The organism is Buchnera aphidicola (Aphis nasturtii), assembly GCF_005083345.1.
Classification (GTDB): domain Bacteria; phylum Pseudomonadota; class Gammaproteobacteria; order Enterobacterales; family Enterobacteriaceae; genus Buchnera; species Buchnera aphidicola_R.
Genome location: NZ_CP034888.1, coordinates 442476 through 462070, shown reverse-complemented (window position 1 = coordinate 462070; position 19595 = coordinate 442476). Strand labels below are relative to the sequence as shown.

The following is a 19595-nucleotide window of genomic DNA, read 5'->3' as shown; positions in this document are numbered from 1 at the left end:
TAAAAAATGATATTTCTATAATTCAGCATTTGTAAACATCTTAAAATTCCTAAAAAATTTTGAAGAAAAAATAATAATATTTGATTTTCTGCATAATACTCTATTTTCTGTGTTAAACAAAAGATAAGATTTTATAGGAATATAAGATAATTAAAATATAAAAAATATTTTTAGTATATTTAGTTATTTTTTATTAAAAAATATTAAATCTTTAAAGGATATTAAATACTGTCTTGACGAAGTTATTTATTTCAAAATTTTAAAGTTATTTTTATTTAACTAGTAATAATTTTAATTTTTTATTTAATTAGCTAAATATAATGCTATTTCATACAGTATTAAAAGTAAAATATTTAAAAAATAAAAATTATCGCGCTATATTTAACATAAAAAAAGTTATTTATGTCAAAATTCAATATTTACTTTAAAAGTTTTATATTTCTTACTATTTTAGTAAGAGCACTGATAAATAATTTATTTTATATATCTAAAAATCAATAAATTATAATTTATCAATAATCTTAATCTTGAATATAATCATATTATAAGTTTTTATAATTTATTTTTTTTAAAATTATGTATTAATATAATCAAATCTTTTATATAAATTCTATAATCTAGTATTAAATAAATTATATATCAGTTCATTAATTATTTAAATTTCATAATATATCAGTAAAAATTAAAATTAATTGAATTAATTAGATTAAAAAGGAAATAAATTTTCATATTAATATCTTTTAGTTTTTAAAAATATAAATAAAAATAATATAATTTTTATTTTTATCTGTAAGGTGTGAGTTTTTTATTAGTAGATAAAAATTAATAATTTCTGTAAATTATATTAAATTAGTTATTTTAATTTTAATTTAATGAAATTTAGGTATTTAGTATAATGAAGAATGCAAATCCTTTTGACTCTATGTTTCCATTCAGCTTAGAGCAAATAGATATTTTAAAAAAATTTGAAAAAGAATGTTCTAATATTCAATTTGCTTGGCTTTCAGGTTATTTTTGGCATTTAGCTTATCAAGATTCTTCTGATCTTAAAACAAAAAAAAATATTTTCTCTTTAGAGAAAAAAAAAATAGATAATCATTCAATTACAATTATATCAGCTTCTCAAACTGGTAACGCTCGAATGCTTGCAGAGCGTCTTAATAAGTATTTGAATGAAAATAATAAAAAAACTCATTTAGTTAGCGCTGCTGATTATAATTTTAAAAAAATTAAAGATGAAAGATTTTTAATATTAATAATTTCTACCCAAGGTGAAGGAGAACCTCCTGAAGAAGCTTTATCTTTATATAAATTTATTATGTCAAAAAGAGCTCCTAAACTATATGATCTTCAGTACAGTGTATTTGCATTAGGAGATAGTTCTTATAATTTATTCTGTCAAGCTGGAAAAGATTTTGATAAAAGAATTAATGAATTAGGTGGTAAAAATTTACTTAATCGGTTAGATGCTGATATTGAATATGAAGACGACTATGTTCAATGGTCTAAAGAATTATTAATTTTAATTGATAAAATAGATATTGCTTCTTGCTCTTCTAGTCCTTTGAAACAAGATTATTTTTCCGATAAAATTAGTATGTATACAAAATATAATCCCGCCATATCTCACATACTAACTAATCAAAAAATCACGGGTCGAAATTCAACGAAAGATGTACGTCATATTGAATTAGATATCACTGACTTAAATATTAAATATACACCTGGAGATGCATTAGGAGTATGGTATCAAAATAATAATGATTTAGTAGAAAAATTATTACAATTATTATCTATAAAAACATCTGACGTAGTTAATATTAAAAATAAAAATATAAGTATTACTGATGCTTTAAAAAATTATTTTGAATTAACTAATAATACCAAAAATATCGTAAAAAAATATGCAGATATTACACAAAATAAATTTTTAAAAGAAATAATGTTAAATGATAAAAAATTAGAAAATTACGTAAAACAAACTCCTTTAATCAATATGATTAGTGATTATCCTCAGAAAATTTCTTCTCAAATGTTTATTAATATTCTTCGACCTTTAACTCCTAGATTATACTCTATCTCTTCATCGCAAAATGAAACTCACGATGAAATTCATATTACAGTTAGTGTTGTAAAAAAAATTATATCTGGGTATATACATTTAGGTGGGGCATCAGGTTACTTATCAGAATTATTAAACATTGATGATCCAGTAAAAATTTTTATTGAGCAAAATAATAATTTTCGATTACCTCAAGATACACGAGCACCAATTATTATGATTGGATCAGGAACAGGAATAGCTCCATACCGATCATTTATACAGCAACGAGATAATGATAATGCTACTGGAAAAAATTGGATTTTTTTTGGAAACCCTAATTTTACTGAAGATTTTTTATATCAAATAGAATGGCAAAAATATTTAAACAAAGGGCTGCTTACTAAAATGACCTTAGCATGGTCGAGAGATCAAGAAAAAAAAATATATATACAAGATAAAATAAGAGAGTATGGAAAAGAAATATGGAATTGGATAGAAGAAAATGCACATATATATATATGTGGTAATGCGTCTAAAATGGCAAAAGATGTTGAAGCAGCATTATTAGATATTATTAGTGAAAATGGCAATATGAATATAGAACATTCAAATGAATTTTTAAATAATTTACGTTTAAAAAAACGTTATCAAAGAGATGTTTATTAATGATAAAAAATTTTAAAAAATCATCTTTAAATCTTACTAAAGAAGAGTATATTAAAGAAAACAGCAATTATCTTCGAGGAACTATTGTTGATGATTTAAAGAATGAGACTACTAATGGTTTTAGTGGGGATAACTTCTCATTAATTCGATTCCATGGTATGTATCAACAAGATGATCGTGATCTTAGAATAGAACGTAATCAACAGAAATTAGAACCTCGTTATGCAATGATGTTGCGTTGTAGACTACCTGGTGGAGTTATATCATCTAAACAATGGATAAAAATTGACTCATTTGCTAGTAAAAATACATTCTATAAAACAATTCGATTAACTAATCGTCAAACTTTCCAATTACATGGAATTCTAAAAAAAAACTTAAAAAGTGTTCATCAAATATTACATAAAATAGGTTTAGATTCTTTAGCAACGGCAAATGATGTTAATAGAAATGTACTTTGTACATCTGATCCCATGCAATCTGAAGTTCACCAAGAATGTTATGAATGGGCTCAAAAAATTTCTAATTTTTTATTACCTCATACAAAAGCATACGCGGAAATTTGGTTAAATCAAAAAAAAATTCTTAGTACTGATCATGAGCCGATTCTTGGAAAAACTTATTTACCAAGAAAATTCAAAACAACAGTAGTTATACCTCCTCATAACGATGTAGATTTATATGCAAATGATATGAATTTTATAGCTATTATAGAAAATAAAAAAATAATAGGTTTTAATGTATTAATAGGAGGAGGTTTATCAATTACTCATGGAAATAAACAAACTTGGCCTTTTCTTGCTTTGGAATTAGGTTACATTACTCTTGATAAAACTTTGTCTGTTGCTAAGTCAATAGTTACAACACAAAGAGATTGGGGAAATCGAAGTAATCGTAAAAATGCAAAAACTAGATATACTATAGAAAACATGGGGTTAAATTTATTTAAAAAAGAAGTGGAAAAAAGATCCAATATAACTTTTGAACCTATTCGTTCGTATTTTTTTGATACTAGAGGAGATAAAATAGGATGGAAAAAAGATATCAATGGTAATTGGAGTTTAACAATATTCGTCCAGAATGGACGTATATATGATAATGATAATCAATTGTTAAAATCAGGATTGTTAAAAATCGCAACTGTTCATAAAGGGAATTTTAGACTAACATCTAATCAGAATATAATTGTTTCAGAAATATTAAGTGAAAATAAAAATCAAATTGAAAAAATTGCTCTATCTTATGGGTTAATTAAAAATACCAGTAAATTACGTGAAAATTCTATGGCATGCGTATCTTTTCCTACTTGTCCTTTAGCAATGGCAGAAGCTGAACGCATGCTGTCTAACTTCATCACTGAAGTAGAAAATATCATGTTAAAGTATAAGATGGAAAAAGAAATAATTATTTTACGTGTTTCAGGATGTCCTAATGGTTGTGGGCGATCTTTACTAGCAGAAATTGGTTTGATTGGAAAATCTATAGGTAGATATAACTTATATATAGGTGGTAATAGAATAGGAAATAGAATTCCTAAGATATACAAAGAAAATATTACAGAAAAAGAAATTTTAGTTCATTTAGATTTTTTAATAAAAAATTGGTCTATATACCGTAAAGCAAATGAAGATTTCGGTGATTTTGTTATTAGAAAAAAAATTGTAAAAGAAGTTATCAATCCTATTCATGATTTCTGGAATTAATAGCGAGAAAAAATGTCTTATTTTGATCATAAAAATATCAATCTGCTAAATTTTGAAAAAAAAAAAGAATTTTTGTCTAAATGTAATATGTTAATATCACAATATTCAGCAGAAAAACGTATATCTTGGGCATTTAAAAAGTTACCTGGTATACATATAATGTCATCTAGTTTTGGTATTCAATCAGTTGTTTTATTACATCTCGTAGTTAAACAAAAACCAAATATTCCGATTGTATTAATTGATACAGGATATTTGTTTCCTCAAACATATCATTTTATTGATTTAATTCAAAAGAAATTAAATTTAAATTTACAAGTTTTTCGCTCAAATATTTCACCGGCATGGCAAGAAGCAAGATACGGAAAGTTATGGAAACAAGGATTAAAAGGTATTGACTTATACAATAAAATTAACAAAATAGAACCCATGAATCTAGCGTTAAAAAAATTATCAGTCCAAACATGGTTTTCAGGGTTACGTCGAGAACAGTCTAAAAGTAGAAGTAATTTGCCATACGTTTCTATTCAAAACGGAGTTTTTAAAATTTTTCCAATCTTGGATTGGTCTAATCATAAAATCTATGAATATATAAAAAACAATAATTTAGATAATCATCCTTTATTAGAAGAAGGTTATATATCTGTAGGAGATGTACATACTACTAAAAAATATACACCTGGTATGCTTGAAGAAGAAACACGATTTTTTGGTTTAAAACGTGAATGTGGATTGCATAATAACAAAGACTAAAATTTAAAATATTTAATTTTATGCATTAATATTTCAAATACTTTTTAAGTATTTATGAAATATTAATGTTTATATTTTTAAAGAGATAATTAACAATTATTCTTTTACAATTAATATAAATTTTTTATTATATTTATAGGTTTAACATGGACTATTTACCTGTTTTTTTAGATTTAAAATACAAAAATATATTAGTAGTAGGTGCTGGTGAAGTTGCTTTCAACAAAATTAAATTATTATTACGTGCACATGCTGTAGTTAATATCATTGCAAAAGATATGTGTTCAGAAATTAGATCTTTATTAGTACAAAAAAAAGTATTTTGGCTATCTAAAGAATTTCAAATATCTTATTTAAAAAATATTTTTTTAGTAATAGCAGCTACTAGTAATACTGAGTTAAATCAAACAATTTTTAAAAAATGTAATAAATTAAAAATGTTAGTTAATGTAGTAGATGATCAATCAAAATGTTCTTTTATTTTTCCTTCTATTATTGATCGTTCTCCTATAATAATAGCTATGTCTTCAGGTGGAACAGCACCAGTGTTACTTCGGTTATTACGTAAAAAAATTGAATCAATACTTCCAATACGATTAGGTAATGTTGCTAAAATTGCTGGATGTTGGAGATCAATAGTTAAAAAACAATTTTCTAATTTATTAGAGAGAAAACGTTTTTGGGAAAAATTATTCAATAGTATTTTTGTTCAATATATTATTAATGGAAAAGAGAAAAAAGCAGTTTCTTTTTTAGAAAGTATTATTAAAAAACCGAATGTATTAATAGGAGAAATTATTTTAGTTGGCGCTGGCCCTGGAAATAGTGATTTATTAACTTTAAGAGCTTTACAGGTAATGCAGGAAGCAGATGTAGTTTTATATGATAATTTAGTTTCTCAAGAGATATTAAATTTGATTCGAAGAGATGCAAAATGTATTTATGTTGGAAAACGTGCTGGATTAAAAAATATTACTCAAGAAAAAATTATAAAATTGTTAATTTTTTTAGCTAATCAAGGTAAAAAAGTAGTTCGTTTAAAAGGAGGAGATTCTTTTATATTTGGTCGCGGAGGTGAAGAATTAGAAGCTGCAAAAAATGCAAATATTAATTTTCAAGTTGTTCCCGGAATTACTTCTGGAATTGGTGCATCTGCTTATTCTGGTATACCATTAACACATCGTAATTATGCTCAAGGAGTAATATTTATTACAGGTCATAAATGTGTTAATAATACTGCTAATAATTGGTCTATACTATGCGATCCTTCTTATACATTAGTAGTTTATATGGGAAGTTTAAATGCTTTAGAAATTTCTGAGAAACTTATTTTATATGGTCGTTTACGATCTACTCCAATAGCAATTATTAGTCAAAGTACTACTATAAATCAAAAAGTTATTATAGGACGCTTAGATGAAATTAACAAACTATTCAAACTTACTATAAGTCCATCTTTACTAATCATTGGACAAGTAGTTTTATTACATCAAAAACTAGCGTGGTTTAAAGATCTTACTAATTTAAACAATACTGAAACTATCTTTTAAATAGTAAAATACGAGGAAATCAAATGTTTAAAAAAAATACTACTCATCTAGGTCAACTAGAATCAGAAAGTATTTACATAATGAGAGAAGTAATAGCAGAATTTGAAAATCCTGTAATGCTTTATTCTATTGGTAAAGATTCTTCTGTTATGTTACATCTTGCAAAAAAAGCTTTTTATCCGGGACGTTTACCATTTCCACTTTTACATGTGGATACTGGATGGAAGTTTAAAGAAATGTATACATTTAGAGATAATATTGCTAAAAATAATCACCTAGAATTAATTATACATTATAATCCGAGAGGAAAGTTATTAGGATTAAACCCATTTCAAGATAATAATTCGAAATATACCGATATAATGAAAACAGAGGGATTAAAAGATGCATTAAATAAATATCATTTTGATGCTGCTTTTGGAGGGGCTAGAAGAGATGAAGAAAAATCTCGTTCTAAAGAGCGAATTTATTCGTTTCGTGATTCTTTTCATCAATGGGATCCAAAAAAACAACGTCCAGAATTATGGTGGAATTATAATAGCCAAATCAATAAAGGAGAAAATATTCGTGTTTTTCCATTATCAAATTGGACTGAATTAGACATTTGGCAATATATTTTTTTAGAAAAAATTGAAATTGTCCCTTTATACTTTGCAGCTATGCGACCAGTTGTAAAAAGAAATAATATTCTTTTAGTAGTGAATGATGAACGTATTAAAATTAATGAAAACGAAAAAATTACTTATAAAATGGTTCGATTTAGAACATTAGGATGCTGGCCTTTAACTAGTGCAATTGAATCAACCGCTAAAACTCTTCAAGATGTTATTACAGAAACAATAACCACTAAAACTAGCGAACGAATAGGTCGATCTATTGATTATGATCAAAAAAATTCCATGGAATCTAAAAAAAGACAAGGTTATTTTTAAAAACATATTTAATATAGGTGAAATTTAAAAAATGAATACTAATGTTAATATAAACAATATCAACTTATTAGATAATTTTCAAAACTGGATATATTTAAATGAGAAAAAAACTTTATTAAAATTTTTAACATGTGGTAGTGTAGATGATGGTAAAAGTACATTAATTGGACGTTTATTACATGATACCAAGCAAATTTATGATGACCAATTATCTTCTTTAAAAAAAGATAGTAAACGTCATGGAACACAAGGTGAAGATATTGATCTTGCTCTTATAGTCGACGGATTACAATCAGAACGAGAACAAGGTATAACAATTGATGTAGCATATCGTTATTTTTCAACTGATAAACGTAAATTCATCATAGCAGATACACCAGGTCATGAACAATATACGCGGAATATGGTTACAGGCGCATCTACTTGTGATTTATCTATTATTTTAGTTGATGTTAAAAAAGGTTTATCAGAACAAACTTATCGACATAGTTTTATATCTTCGTTACTTGGAATAAAATATTTAGTAGTTGCTGTCAATAAAATGGATTTAGTTGATTATAATGAAAAAATATTTTTGAGTATAAAAAAAAATTTTCTTATATTTGCTCGAAAACTTCCTAAAAATTTAAAAATTTTTTTTATTCCTATATCTGCTTTAACAGGTGAAAATATTGTTTTTGCAAGTAAATTAATGTCTTGGTATAGAAGTGAGACATTATTAAGTTTGCTAGAAACAATAGAAATTAAAGATAATCTTTGTTCAAAAGAAATAAGATTTCCAGTTCAATATGTAAATCGTCCCAATGCAAATTTTCGGGGTTATTCAGGTACTCTATTTTCTGGAACGATTGCAGTAGGTCAATTAATAAAAATATTACCTATTAACATAACTTCATCTATTTCTCGCATCTTAATGTCTAATCAAGATTTAAAAATAGCAAATGTTGGACAATCAATTACATTAGTTTTAAAAGACGAAATAGATATTAGTCGTGGTGATTTTTTTGTAAATGTCGATTCTAGTTTGCAACCTTCTCAGGAAGCGATTGTTAATGTGGTTTGGATGTCTAATGATCCTTTAAAAATAGGCGAGTCATATAATGTCAAATTATCAGGTAAAAAAACACGTGCTTATGTTAAAGAAATTTTATTTCAGATTAATGTTAACACTTTAGTGAAAAATAAATGTGATGCATTACAATTAAACAGTATTGGTAGAGTTAAACTAATATTCAGTGAGCCTATGTTATTTGATGATTATGAAAAAAACAAATTTACAGGTAATTTAATTTTTATTGATTTTTTAACAAACACTACTGTAGGAGCAGGTATGATAAAAAAATTATTAAATGATAAAAATATTATTTTTAAAAATAAAATCAAAGATTTTGAATTGGATTTATATAATTTAATTTTAAAATATTTTCCACATTGGAAAATAAACAAATAAATGATAGGTTTTTATTAATATGAATAATAGTTTTAAAAAAAATATTATTTTTCAAAAATATGAAATAACTCGCACAAAGCGAGAAAGAAAAAATGGTTATGCATCTAAAGTGATATGGTTTACAGGATTATCTGGATCAGGAAAATCTACTATTTCTAATATATTAGAAAAAATATTATTTAAAAATAATATTTATACCTATGTATTAGATGGAGATAATGTTAGATCTGGATTATGTTCAGATTTAACTTTTTGTTCTATTGATCGAAATGAAAATATTCGACGTATTTCAGAAGTAGCTAAACTAATGTTAGATGCAAATATTATGGTTTTAGTATCTGTTATTTCCCCATATAAAAAACAAAGATTAATGGCTTCTAATATTTTAGGAAAAGATAACTTTTTAGAGGTTTTTGTTGACACTCCTCTTAATATATGTGAAAAACGTGATCCTAAGGGATTATATAAAAAATCTCGTTCTAATGAAATATTAAATTTTACTGGTATAAATTCTTTATACGAAATCCCAGAACATCCTGATATTTATTTAGACGGAACAATCCCAATAAAAGAAAATATCAAAAAATTAATTACAAAGTTATATGAAAATCATATTATATTTTTTCCATATACTCATAAATTATTTGAATATTAAAATAAAATTATTTAGAGTTATGATATGAGAATATTAAAAGTATTTTTACTATTATTATTTTTTTGGTTGCAATATTCTCTTTGGATTGGGAAAAATGGTGTTTTAGATTATATTAAAATTTATAAAAAAATTATAATTCAAAAAAAAATAAATAAGAATCTTGAAATAGAAAATAATAAATTATTACTAGAAATTCAAGATTTAAATGATAAAATTAAAGATTAAAATTTTTTATTTTTATAAAATTATATTTTAAAATGTAAAATATTAGGTATAAAATGATATTTCAGAATAGTTGCAAACCTACAATCTTAGCTGTTGTTCCAGCTGCAGGAATTGGTAGAAGAATGCTATTAGATACTCCAAAACAATATATAAAAATTAAAAATCGTACTATTCTTGAATATACCTTAACAACATTATTATCACATCCTAGCATAGCTCATATTGTTGTTAGTTTGCATAAACAAGATAATTATTTTCATACATTATCTATCGCATCTAATATACGAATTACATCTGTAATTGGGGGTAAAAAAAGAATTCATTCAGTTTTATCAGGATTAATTGTACCTACCAATGCGCATTGGGTGATAGTACATGATGCTGTTCGACCTTGTTTAAGTTATAAAGATTTAGAGAGATTAATTTCTATTATTGGAAAAAATACAATAGGTGGTATTTTAGCTCGACCTACGTGTGATACTATAAAATATGTTATGCACGAAAATAAAAAAGTATCGCATACTATTTCTCGAGAAAGATTATGGCATGCTTTAACTCCTCAAGTATTCCCAATACATTTATTACGATTTTGTTTAGAAAAAATTATTCAAGATAACATTGATATAACAGATGAGTCTTCAGCACTAGAATATTGCGGATATCATCCATTGATAGTTTTAGGTAGTTATAAAAATATTAAAATTACTTTTCCTGAAGATCTTGTTTTTGCTAAAATTTATCTTAAAGAATTATTTAATATTTAGAAGGATGTTGTTTTTATAATATGAGAATTGGATATGGTTTTGATTTACATGCTTTTGGAGGCTTAAAGCCATTAATTATTGGAGGTGTAAATATTCCCAATCATGAAGGTTTAATAGCTTATTCTAATGGTGATGTATTAATACATTCTTTAATAGATGCATTATTAGGAGCAGTTGCAATGGGGGATATTGGAACGTTTTTCCCAAGTAGTCAAAAAGAATATAAAAATATTGATAGTAGAATTTTATTAAAAAAAATTTGGAAAAAAATTTATTTAAAAAATTATTATATATCTAATATAGATATTACTATTATTGCAGAAACTCCTAAGATGTTATCTTACATCTTTTTGATGAAGTCTAATTTAGCAATTGATTTAAATACTAAAATAAATAATATTAGTATTAAATCAACTACTTCTAAGCAAATAGGATGTATTGGAAGAAAAGAAGGAATCGCATGTCAATCTATTGTGATGCTTTTAAAACATAAATAGAATATTTTATTTGAAATAATTTTATTAAAAGTGCTATTTATTAAATGTGTTTTAGTTGTATTTTATATACAATAATATTTTATCAAAATATATTATTTATATAACCAAATGGTGTAATTTAATGAAAGTTAATTTTTTTAAAAATAAATTATTTTTATCAATTTTTATATTATTTTTTTATAATAAATATACGTTTTCAAATCACATATCAATACAAAAAGAAAATTTTTGCTTCAATTGTAAAAAAATTTTATATATCAAAAATAGTTTAAAAAAAAAATATAAAAAAAGAATGTTTTTCATTTTTAAAGATAAATAAACAAGACTCTAAAAAACATTTAGTTATGATTCAAAATAAAAATTGTATTGGTTTTTTAAAAAATAACAATTTTAGTATATTTTATATTGTTAAAAAAAATGATACTCTATATTCTATTTCAAAACGTCTTCAATTAAATTTTAATACATTATTAAAATATAATAATTTTCATAAACCTTATAAAATATTAGTCGGTCAAAAAATATTAGTAAATAATATTTCCATGATTAATAATAATATAAATTATATAATTTATAATAATAAATATAAAAAACATATTTTATATACAAGCTTTTTTAATAAAAAATCCAATATCATGGATATCTTAAATAAAGATACTTCATTAACTGAAATATGTTTTTTTTACAATAAAAACTATATTACAGAAAAAAATATTTTTTCTAAAAATTGGTACTGGCCTATAAAAAATTCTAATATGCAATTTTTTTATAATTATTCTACTGACGACGAAGGCATTGAAATAGAAGGTATAGAAGGACAAACAGTTTTTGCTGCTGATAAAGGAAAAGTAATTTATATCAATGATGTTTTTAAAAATTATGGTAAATTAATTATCATTCAACATAATAATGATTATTTAAGCATATATGGATTGAATAAAAAGATTTTTGTTAAATTAAATGAACAAGTATATGCGTATCAAAAAATATCCACTATAGGAGATTTAAAAGATGGTGTAACCAAATTGTATTTTGAAATAAGATTTAAAGGAAATCCAGTTAATTTATTAAATTTGTTTCCTAAGATAAAATTAAAAAAACATTAATAATTTAATTAGTTTTATAAGATATATAAAATATGACAAATACTACTATATTTAAAGACTTTCAATTCGAAGCTGCACATTATTTACCAAATCTTCCTAAAGAACATAAATGCAGAAGATTACATGGTCACTCTTTTTTCGTCCGATTAAAACTGAAGGGTCAAATTGATAAAGAAAAAGGTTGGATAATAGATTTTAATGATATAAAATTATTATTTCAACCTATTTATAAGCAACTAGATCATTATTTTCTTAACAATATTAAAGGATTAGAAAATCCTACAAGTGAAGTTTTAGCAAAATGGATTTGGGATCGTTTAAAACCGAATTTATTAATATTAAGTGCTGTTATAATTAAAGAAACGTGTACATCTGGATGTATTTATAAAGGATTTTAAAACAATAAAAATTTTATTGTACGTTAAGATATTTATGCAATTGTACTGATAGTTTCCAATTATTTTTGATACATGCACTGATACATATATTTAACGCTTCTTGATTTTGACTAACAGGTTGCAAGGAAATAATACGTTTTTTTTTATCTTTTATATTTAATAAAATATTATTTACATATAATAAATCTTCTTTTTTGAAAATAGGAAATTTTATTTCATTAGAACGTATTATAGATTGATTTAATGGTTTTATATTTTGTTTGGGAGAAAGAGTAATCCAAGTATTAAAAGAACATATAATATTTTGTATACCACTAGTTTCTATTTGACATCGATAACCTTCTGTTTCTAATGTTCTTGTTATATGCGAAAGATTATATAAGCATGGTTCGCCTCCACTTATAACTACATGTTTAGCAGTCCACTTTTTTAAAATTTTTAATATGTCTTTTACATTTATCAAACTCCATTTTTTATTAGCTTTGTTTTTGTTAATCACTTCTTTTATAGAAACATTGTCTTTATCAGAACAAATCCATGTATATTTAGTATCACACCAGTGACAATGTACTGGACACCCTTGTAGTCTAATAAAAATTGATGGTGTACCAGTATAATATCCTTCACCTTGTATGGTTTGAAAAATTTCGTTAATTGGATAATGCATGGTATTTATATCCATAAATTAATTATTAAAGCTCTATTCAATAAATGAGAAACAGGTATATTTATTTTTAAATACCTGATTCTCTTTAAAAATTATAATTTTGAAAAAGATGATTTTACTTCTTTCAAGCCATAAAAAGGAACATTTTTTATACCTAAATGTTCTTCAATTCTTATTAGTTGGTTATATTTTGATGTTCGATCTGAACGACATATAGATCCTGTTTTAATTTGTCCAGATGCTGTTCCTACTGCTAAATCTGCTATTGTAGCATCTTCAGTTTCACCGGAACGATGAGAAATAATAGTACCATAGTTAAATTTTTTAGCCATTTTTATAGTTTTGATTGTTTCAGTTAATGTACCAATTTGGTTTAATTTTATTAAAATAGCATTTCCAATTCTTTTTTTAATTCCTTTTTCTAAAAGTTCTACGTTTGTAGCAAATAAATCGTCCCCTACTAATTGTATAGTATTTCCTAAAATTTTAGTTTGATATAAAAAACCTTCCCAATCAGATTCATTTTGACCATCTTCGATAGAAACAATAGGATATTTTTTGCATAATTTTTGTAAATAATGAGTTAATTCTACTGAATTAAATTCTTGTTTTTCTCCCTTAAATTGATATTTTTTATTACTTGCATTATATAATTCAGAAGCAGCGCAATCTATAGCCAATACAATGTCTTTTCCTAATTGATATTTAGTTTTATTTACTGCATCTTGAATCATATTTAAAGCTTCTTCATTAGATTTTAAATTAGGAGCATATCCACCTTCATCACCTACTGTTGTGCTAATGTTTTTATCTTTAAGCAAATTACCTAATGCATGAAATATTTCTGAGCCCATACGTATTGCTTCTTTAATTGATTTTGCACCAATAGGTTGTATCATAAATTCTTGAAGATCAATATTATTATTTGCATGCTTTCCACCATTAATAATATTAATCATTGGAAGCGGCATGGAATAGGTGCTTGTTGAATTGTTTAAATCTGCTATATGTTGATATAAAGGTATTCTTTTAGAAGATGCAGCTGCTTTTGCTACAGCTAAAGATACAGATAAGATAGCATTAGAACCTAATTTAGATTTATTTTTAGTGCCATCAAGATCAATCATAATTTGATCAATACAGTTTTGATCGTAAGAATTTTTATTGATTAAAGCGTTTCGAATATCATTATTAATGAACTCAACTGCTTTAAGTACGCCTTTACCCATAAAACGATTTTCGTCTTTATCACGTAATTCTAAAGCTTCAAAAGATCCGGTGGAAGCACCAGAAGGTGCAGATGCTAAACCTAATGAACCGCTTTCAAGATGTACTTCAGCCTCTACTGTAGGATGACCCCGAGAATCTATAATTTCTCGACCTATTATGTTTATTATTTTAGACATTTTTTGCCTTCATGTATTTATTATGTTGATTTTTATATTGTTCTGCTGATTTTATAAATCCTATAAATAATGGATGTCCATCACGTGGTGTAGAAGTAAATTCCGGATGAAACTGGCAACCAAGAAACCATGGATGATTAGATATTTCTATAATTTCAACAACGTTATTGTTTTCTGATCTTCCTGTAATTTTTAATCCAAATTTTTCAATTTTTTTTAATAAAATATTATTTACCTCATAACGATGGCGATGTCGTTCTAAAATAATATCTTTTTTATATAACTTTCGAGATAAACTATTAAAAGTTAATTTACAAGGTTGACTACCTAATCTCATAGTACCTCCCAAATTAGGGTTATTGATAATATATTTTATATTATCACTTTGTTTTTTAATTAAATCAATTACAGGAAATTTGCATTTAGGATCAAATTCTGTAGAATTTGCATCTTTAATTCCTATGACATTTTGTGCAAATTCTATAATTGCTATTTGCATTCCTAAACATATTCCAAAATATGGAATATTATTTTCTCGAGCATATTTTACTGATAATAGTTTACCTATTACACCTCGATCTCCAAAACCACCAGGTATTAAAATACCATTAAGATTTTTCAAACATTGAAAATTTTTATTTTCTATTTCTTGGGAATTAATTAATTTTATATTTACTTTAATTTTATTTTTTAAACCTGCATGTTTCAGTGCTTCTATAACTGATTTATATGCATCTGGTAATTTAACATATTTTCCAATTATACCGATAATAATCGTATTATTAGAATGTTTTTCTTCATAGATAACTTTTTCCCATTCTTTTAAATTAGCTTCAGGAACATTCAATTTAAAATATTTACAAATATAATTGTCCAATTTTTGATCTTTTAACAATTTTGGAATTGTATATATCGAATTAACATCTTTTAATGATATTACTGCGTTAACTGGTACATTACAGAAAAGTGCGATTTTTTTTCTTTCATTGATTGGTATATCTTTTTGAGATCTACAAATTAAAATATCTGGTTGTATTCCGATAGATAGCAGTTCTTTTACTGAATGTTGTGTAGGTTTAGTTTTAATTTCTCCAGCTGTTTCGATATAAGGTACAAGGGTTAAGTGTATATAAATTACATTTTTCCTACCAATATCTACTGCTATTTGTCGAATCGCTTCTAAAAATGGTAAAGATTCAATATCTCCAACTGTTCCACCTATTTCTACAAGAATAACATCACTGTTTTTAGAGCATAAAATAATTCTTTCCTTAATAGCGTTGGTAATGTGAGGTATTACTTGAATAGTAGCACCTAAATAATCTCCTCTTCTTTCTTTTCTTAATACTTCAGAATAAATACTACCTGTCGTGAAACTATTCAAATATGTCATTTTTGTTCGAATAAATCTTTCATAATGTCCTAAATCTAAATCAGTTTCAGCTCCATCTTCAGTAACAAACACCTCTCCATGTTGAATAGGACTCATAGTTCCTGGATCCACATTGATATATGGATCTAATTTCATAATTGTTATTTTAAGATTTCTTGCTTCTAATATAGCCCCTAAAGAAGCTGCTGCAATACCTTTTCCTAAAGATGAAACAACACCACCAGTAATGAAAATATAATTTTTAGTCATGCCAAATGTAAAAATATTAGTTAAAATAAAAGTAATTTAAAGATTAAAATCTTTAACTGAATTAATTGTGATAAACAAAATTAGTTTATTCATTGAATTATGTATATAATTTTAAAAAATTATATTAATTGTTTTTTGCTTTTTTGTTATTCCATGTATCTCGTAAACTAACAGTTCTATTAAAAATTAATTTATTTTTTTTTGAATCAACTAAATCTACGCAAAAATATCCGACTCTTTCAAATTGAAAAAATAAATTTTTGTTTTTTATTTCAATGTTATTTATTTTTGTTTGTATTTTTTCATTTATTTTTTTTTCAATAAAACCATTTTTAACAATCATTGAGTTAGGATTTAAAAAAGACAAAAAGTTTTTTTCTTGCTCTGGATTATGTATATTAAATAATTTTTCATATAATCTAAATTCGGATATATGTGAGTTTTTTACTGAAATCCAATGAATGACTGCTGGATTTTTTCTGTTAATTGGTTTTTTTCCTAATGTATTAAGATCGCAAAAGCATATTATTTGTGTAATATTTCCATTTATATCTTTTTCTATTTTTTCTGCTTTAATTATATATGCATATCTTAAACGTATCTCTGATCCAATTTTTAATCTTTTATAATTTTTTTCATATTTTTCTTTAAAATCTTCTTTTTCAATATATATTGTATTAGTAAAAATAATTTCATGAGTACCTAATTCTGGCTTTTTAGGATGATTAGGAACAGTAAAAATTTCTTGATAATTATCATCAATGTTATATAAATATAACTTTATCGGATCTAATACAGCCATTGTGCGTATAGCTTTAGCATTTAGTTCGCTTCTAATGCAATATTCTAACATAGAAAACTCTATTAAATTATTTTGTTTAGTTATACCAATTTTTTTGCAAAACTCTCGAATAGAAGATGGCGTATATCCTTTTCTTCTTAACCCAGAAATAGTTTGTATTCTAGGGTCATCCCAATTATTAATTATTTTTTTTTCAATAAGTATTTTTATTTTTCTTTTTGATAAAATTGAATATTTTAAATTCAATCTAGCAAATTCATATTGTTTAGGGTAATGTGAAACACTAGTGTTTTCTAAAATCCAATTATATAAACGTTTATTATCTTGAAATTCTAAAGTACAAAAGGAATGTGTAATACCTTCTATTGAATCAGAAATACAATGTGCAAAATCATACATAGGATAAATACACCATTGATTGTTTGTTTGATGGTGTTTTTTATAAATAATTCGATATAAAACAGGATCGCGCATAATAATATATGGAGAACTCATGTCAATTTTAGCACGTAAACACGCTTCTCCTTCATTAAAATGTCCTTTTTTCATTTTTTCAAATAATTTTAAATTTTCTTCAATATTTCTGTTTCTATAAGGACTATTTGTACCTGCAGTAATTAATGTACCCCTATATTTACGTATTTGTTCTTTTGTTAATTGATCTACATAAGCTAAATCTTTTTTAATTAGTTCTTCTGCATATCTATATAATTGTAAAAAATATTCAGAAGAATAATGAATTTTTTTATTCCATTGATAACCTAACCACTTAATATCATTTTTAATAGAATTAATGTATTTAATATTTTCTTTAATGGGGTTGGTATCATCAAAACGAAGATTACAATATCCATTGTATAAATTTGCAAGTTCAAAATTTAAATATATTGATTTAGCATGTCCAATATGAAGATAACCATTTGGTTCTGGAGGGAAACGAGTATGTAATAACAAGCATTTATTTTCTTTTAAATCTTGTTTAACAATATTATAAATAAAGTTATTATTATATTTATTATTTTTATTATTCATTTTTTCCTACAATGTAATTTGTTTAACATACACTTAAAAGCAAATATTAATATTTTTTTTAATATAAAAATATTGATAAATTCATTAATTATATTGATAATCTATTTTATTTATTATAGAATAAAAAAAATAATTATTTCAAAAATGTTAAAATAATAATTTATATTATATTTAATACGGCTACGTAGCTCAGTTGGTTAGAGCACAGCACTCATAACGCTGGGGTCATGGGTTCAAATCCCGTCGTAGCTACTACTATAATTAGTAAAATTTTATGCGGGAGTGGCGAAATAGGTAGACGCACCAGATTTAGGTTCTGGCGCCGAAAGGTATGCGAGTTCAAATCTCGCCTCCCGTATATTTCATGTTTATCCTTTGCTGATTTTTTGGGGTATAGCCAAGTGGTTAAGGCACCGGTTTTTGATACCGGCATCCCTGGTTCGAATCCAGGTACCCCAGCCATCTGATATATTCTTTTTAATTTTTCAATAAAAATAATTTTATAAATAAAATAAAAACTGTTTTTATTTGATATAGCTTCTAGTATATTTATTTTTACAGAACATTTCTCCATTTTATTTTAGAATATTTATGTAAAATAAAATAGGTTTTTATTATTATGAATCTAAATGAATTTAAAAAAAAAGCAGCATGGGCTGCATTAGATTATATTTCTCCTGGTACTATTATTGGAATAGGAACAGGAAGTACTGTTTTTTATTTTATTGAAGCTTTAAGTACAATAAAGCATTTAATATCCGGAGTAGTTTCTAGCTCAATTTCTTCAACAAATTTATTAAAAAATAACGGAATTAATAATATTTTACATTTAAACGACTTTAATTCGTTAGAAGTTTATATTGATAGTGCTGATGAAATAAATAACAATATGCAAATGATTAAAGGTGGAGGCGCGGCTTTAACTAAAGAAAAAATTATTGCGGCTATTGCTAAAAAGTTTATTTGTATTATAGATGAGACAAAAAAAGTAAACATATTAGGATCTTTTCCACTACCTATTGAAATTCTTCCTATAGCTTTATCATTTATTTTAAATGAAATAATTAAATTAGGCGGAAAGCCTAAAGTTAGAAAAAATGTTATTACAGAACATGGTAACATAATTATAGATATATATAATTTAAATATTTACGATCCTATTGCTATAGAAAAAAAGATTAGTTTATTACCAGGAGTTGTTACTGTTGGTTTATTTGCTTTAAGAGGAGCAGATATAATATTAATGGGTACTAAAGATAACGTAAAAATTATAGAAAAATAGATTTTTTACATATCAAGTATT

General features: G+C 24.8%; 17 protein-coding genes and 3 tRNA genes. 16 read left to right on the top strand and 4 right to left on the bottom strand.

Going from position 1 to position 19595, the window contains the following annotated elements; all coding sequences use genetic code 11:
• Positions 1-895: 895 nt before the first annotated feature.
• The 12 genes from D9V63_RS02165 (at position 896) to queD (ending at position 12743) form a co-directional block, all read left to right on the top strand.
• Positions 896-2710 (top strand): assimilatory sulfite reductase (NADPH) flavoprotein subunit, encoded by a 1815-nt coding sequence (locus D9V63_RS02165; protein WP_158368968.1) that lies wholly within the window; start codon positions 896-898, stop codon positions 2708-2710.
• Positions 2710-4413, top strand: a complete 1704-nt coding sequence (gene cysI / locus D9V63_RS02160) for an assimilatory sulfite reductase (NADPH) hemoprotein subunit (RefSeq protein ID WP_158368966.1) — start codon at positions 2710-2712, stop codon at positions 4411-4413. Before D9V63_RS02165 ends, cysI begins: the two co-directional genes overlap by 1 nt.
• 12 nt (positions 4414-4425) lie before the next feature.
• A complete protein-coding gene (locus D9V63_RS02155) occupies positions 4426-5166 on the top strand; it encodes a phosphoadenylyl-sulfate reductase (protein WP_158368964.1) in 741 nt (246 codons plus the stop codon).
• A 146-nt stretch (positions 5167-5312) separates the two neighbouring features.
• Positions 5313-6716, top strand: coding sequence for a siroheme synthase CysG (gene cysG / locus D9V63_RS02150; protein ID WP_158368962.1), 1404 nt, complete (start codon positions 5313-5315; stop codon positions 6714-6716).
• A 23-nt stretch (positions 6717-6739) separates the two neighbouring features.
• On the top strand, positions 6740-7648 hold the full coding sequence (gene cysD / locus D9V63_RS02145; protein WP_158368960.1) for a sulfate adenylyltransferase subunit CysD: 909 nt from the start codon (positions 6740-6742) through the stop codon (positions 7646-7648).
• A gap of 31 nt (positions 7649-7679) precedes the next feature.
• Entirely contained in the window at positions 7680-9098 is a 1419-nt protein-coding gene (gene cysN, locus D9V63_RS02140) for a sulfate adenylyltransferase subunit CysN (protein ID WP_158368958.1), read from the top strand.
• A gap of 19 nt (positions 9099-9117) precedes the next feature.
• Positions 9118-9753 (top strand): adenylyl-sulfate kinase, encoded by a 636-nt coding sequence (gene cysC, locus D9V63_RS02135; RefSeq protein ID WP_158368956.1) that lies wholly within the window; start codon positions 9118-9120, stop codon positions 9751-9753.
• A gap of 24 nt (positions 9754-9777) precedes the next feature.
• Positions 9778-9978 (top strand): septum formation initiator family protein, encoded by a 201-nt coding sequence (locus D9V63_RS02130; RefSeq protein WP_158368954.1) that lies wholly within the window; start codon positions 9778-9780, stop codon positions 9976-9978.
• 53 nt (positions 9979-10031) lie between these two features.
• Positions 10032-10742 carry a 2-C-methyl-D-erythritol 4-phosphate cytidylyltransferase gene (gene ispD / locus D9V63_RS02125; protein ID WP_158368952.1) on the top strand — a complete coding sequence of 237 codons (711 nt, stop codon included), beginning with the start codon at positions 10032-10034 and terminating at the stop codon, positions 10740-10742.
• A gap of 20 nt (positions 10743-10762) precedes the next feature.
• Positions 10763-11239 (top strand): 2-C-methyl-D-erythritol 2,4-cyclodiphosphate synthase, encoded by a 477-nt coding sequence (ispF, locus tag D9V63_RS02120; RefSeq protein WP_158368950.1) that lies wholly within the window; start codon positions 10763-10765, stop codon positions 11237-11239.
• A 344-nt stretch (positions 11240-11583) separates the two neighbouring features.
• Positions 11584-12345 (top strand): peptidoglycan DD-metalloendopeptidase family protein, encoded by a 762-nt coding sequence (locus tag D9V63_RS02115; RefSeq protein WP_158368948.1) that lies wholly within the window; start codon positions 11584-11586, stop codon positions 12343-12345.
• A 32-nt stretch (positions 12346-12377) separates the two neighbouring features.
• Positions 12378-12743 (top strand): 6-carboxytetrahydropterin synthase QueD, encoded by a 366-nt coding sequence (gene queD, locus D9V63_RS02110; protein ID WP_158368946.1) that lies wholly within the window; start codon positions 12378-12380, stop codon positions 12741-12743.
• Positions 12744-12756: 13 nt separating this feature from the next.
• On the opposite strand, the gene queE is transcribed toward queD, so the two are convergent.
• The 4 genes from queE to glnS all read right to left on the bottom strand — a co-directional run bounded on the left by queE (position 12757) and on the right by glnS (position 18292).
• Positions 12757-13410, bottom strand: coding sequence for a 7-carboxy-7-deazaguanine synthase QueE (queE, locus tag D9V63_RS02105; protein ID WP_158368944.1), 654 nt, complete (start codon positions 13408-13410; stop codon positions 12757-12759).
• Positions 13411-13502: 92 nt separating this feature from the next.
• Positions 13503-14816 (bottom strand): phosphopyruvate hydratase, encoded by a 1314-nt coding sequence (gene eno, locus D9V63_RS02100; RefSeq protein WP_158368942.1) that lies wholly within the window; start codon positions 14814-14816, stop codon positions 13503-13505.
• Positions 14809-16458 carry a CTP synthase gene (locus tag D9V63_RS02095; protein ID WP_158368940.1) on the bottom strand — a complete coding sequence of 550 codons (1650 nt, stop codon included), beginning with the start codon at positions 16456-16458 and terminating at the stop codon, positions 14809-14811. The genes eno and D9V63_RS02095 overlap by 8 nt, the downstream gene beginning before the upstream one ends.
• A 124-nt stretch (positions 16459-16582) precedes the next feature.
• A complete protein-coding gene (gene glnS, locus D9V63_RS02090) occupies positions 16583-18292 on the bottom strand; it encodes a glutamine--tRNA ligase (RefSeq protein ID WP_158368938.1) in 1710 nt (569 codons plus the stop codon).
• 178 nt (positions 18293-18470) lie between these two features.
• Here glnS and D9V63_RS02085 point away from each other — a divergent pair.
• The 4 genes from D9V63_RS02085 to rpiA all read left to right on the top strand — a co-directional run bounded on the left by D9V63_RS02085 (position 18471) and on the right by rpiA (position 19574).
• Positions 18471-18544, top strand: a tRNA-Met gene (locus tag D9V63_RS02085).
• A 24-nt stretch (positions 18545-18568) separates the two neighbouring features.
• Positions 18569-18650, top strand: a tRNA-Leu gene (locus D9V63_RS02080).
• A 29-nt stretch (positions 18651-18679) separates the two neighbouring features.
• A tRNA-Gln gene (locus D9V63_RS02075) sits at positions 18680-18754 on the top strand.
• 157 nt (positions 18755-18911) lie between these two features.
• Positions 18912-19574 carry a ribose-5-phosphate isomerase RpiA gene (gene rpiA / locus D9V63_RS02070; RefSeq protein WP_158368936.1) on the top strand — a complete coding sequence of 221 codons (663 nt, stop codon included), beginning with the start codon at positions 18912-18914 and terminating at the stop codon, positions 19572-19574.
• Positions 19575-19595: the final 21 nt, after the last annotated feature.

Bases quoted from the DNA above. Each gene is read 5' to 3' on its own strand.
- D9V63_RS02165 (WP_158368968.1), top strand. From the start codon at position 896: ATGAAGAATGCAAATCCTTTTGACTCTATGTTTCCATTCAGCTTAGAG.
- cysI (WP_158368966.1), top strand. From the start codon at position 2,710: ATGATAAAAAATTTTAAAAAATCATCTTTAAATCTTACTAAAGAAGAG.
- D9V63_RS02155 (WP_158368964.1), top strand. From the start codon at position 4,426: ATGTCTTATTTTGATCATAAAAATATCAATCTGCTAAATTTTGAAAAA.
- cysG (WP_158368962.1), top strand. From the start codon at position 5,313: ATGGACTATTTACCTGTTTTTTTAGATTTAAAATACAAAAATATATTA.
- cysD (WP_158368960.1), top strand. From the start codon at position 6,740: ATGTTTAAAAAAAATACTACTCATCTAGGTCAACTAGAATCAGAAAGT.
- cysN (WP_158368958.1), top strand. From the start codon at position 7,680: ATGAATACTAATGTTAATATAAACAATATCAACTTATTAGATAATTTT.
- cysC (WP_158368956.1), top strand. From the start codon at position 9,118: ATGAATAATAGTTTTAAAAAAAATATTATTTTTCAAAAATATGAAATA.
- D9V63_RS02130 (WP_158368954.1), top strand. From the start codon at position 9,778: ATGAGAATATTAAAAGTATTTTTACTATTATTATTTTTTTGGTTGCAA.
- ispD (WP_158368952.1), top strand. From the start codon at position 10,032: ATGATATTTCAGAATAGTTGCAAACCTACAATCTTAGCTGTTGTTCCA.
- ispF (WP_158368950.1), top strand. From the start codon at position 10,763: ATGAGAATTGGATATGGTTTTGATTTACATGCTTTTGGAGGCTTAAAG.
- D9V63_RS02115 (WP_158368948.1), top strand. From the start codon at position 11,584: ATGATTCAAAATAAAAATTGTATTGGTTTTTTAAAAAATAACAATTTT.
- queD (WP_158368946.1), top strand. From the start codon at position 12,378: ATGACAAATACTACTATATTTAAAGACTTTCAATTCGAAGCTGCACAT.
- queE (WP_158368944.1), bottom strand. From the start codon at position 13,410: ATGCATTATCCAATTAACGAAATTTTTCAAACCATACAAGGTGAAGGA.
- eno (WP_158368942.1), bottom strand. From the start codon at position 14,816: ATGTCTAAAATAATAAACATAATAGGTCGAGAAATTATAGATTCTCGG.
- D9V63_RS02095 (WP_158368940.1), bottom strand. From the start codon at position 16,458: ATGACTAAAAATTATATTTTCATTACTGGTGGTGTTGTTTCATCTTTA.
- glnS (WP_158368938.1), bottom strand. From the start codon at position 18,292: ATGAATAATAAAAATAATAAATATAATAATAACTTTATTTATAATATT.
- rpiA (WP_158368936.1), top strand. From the start codon at position 18,912: ATGAATCTAAATGAATTTAAAAAAAAAGCAGCATGGGCTGCATTAGAT.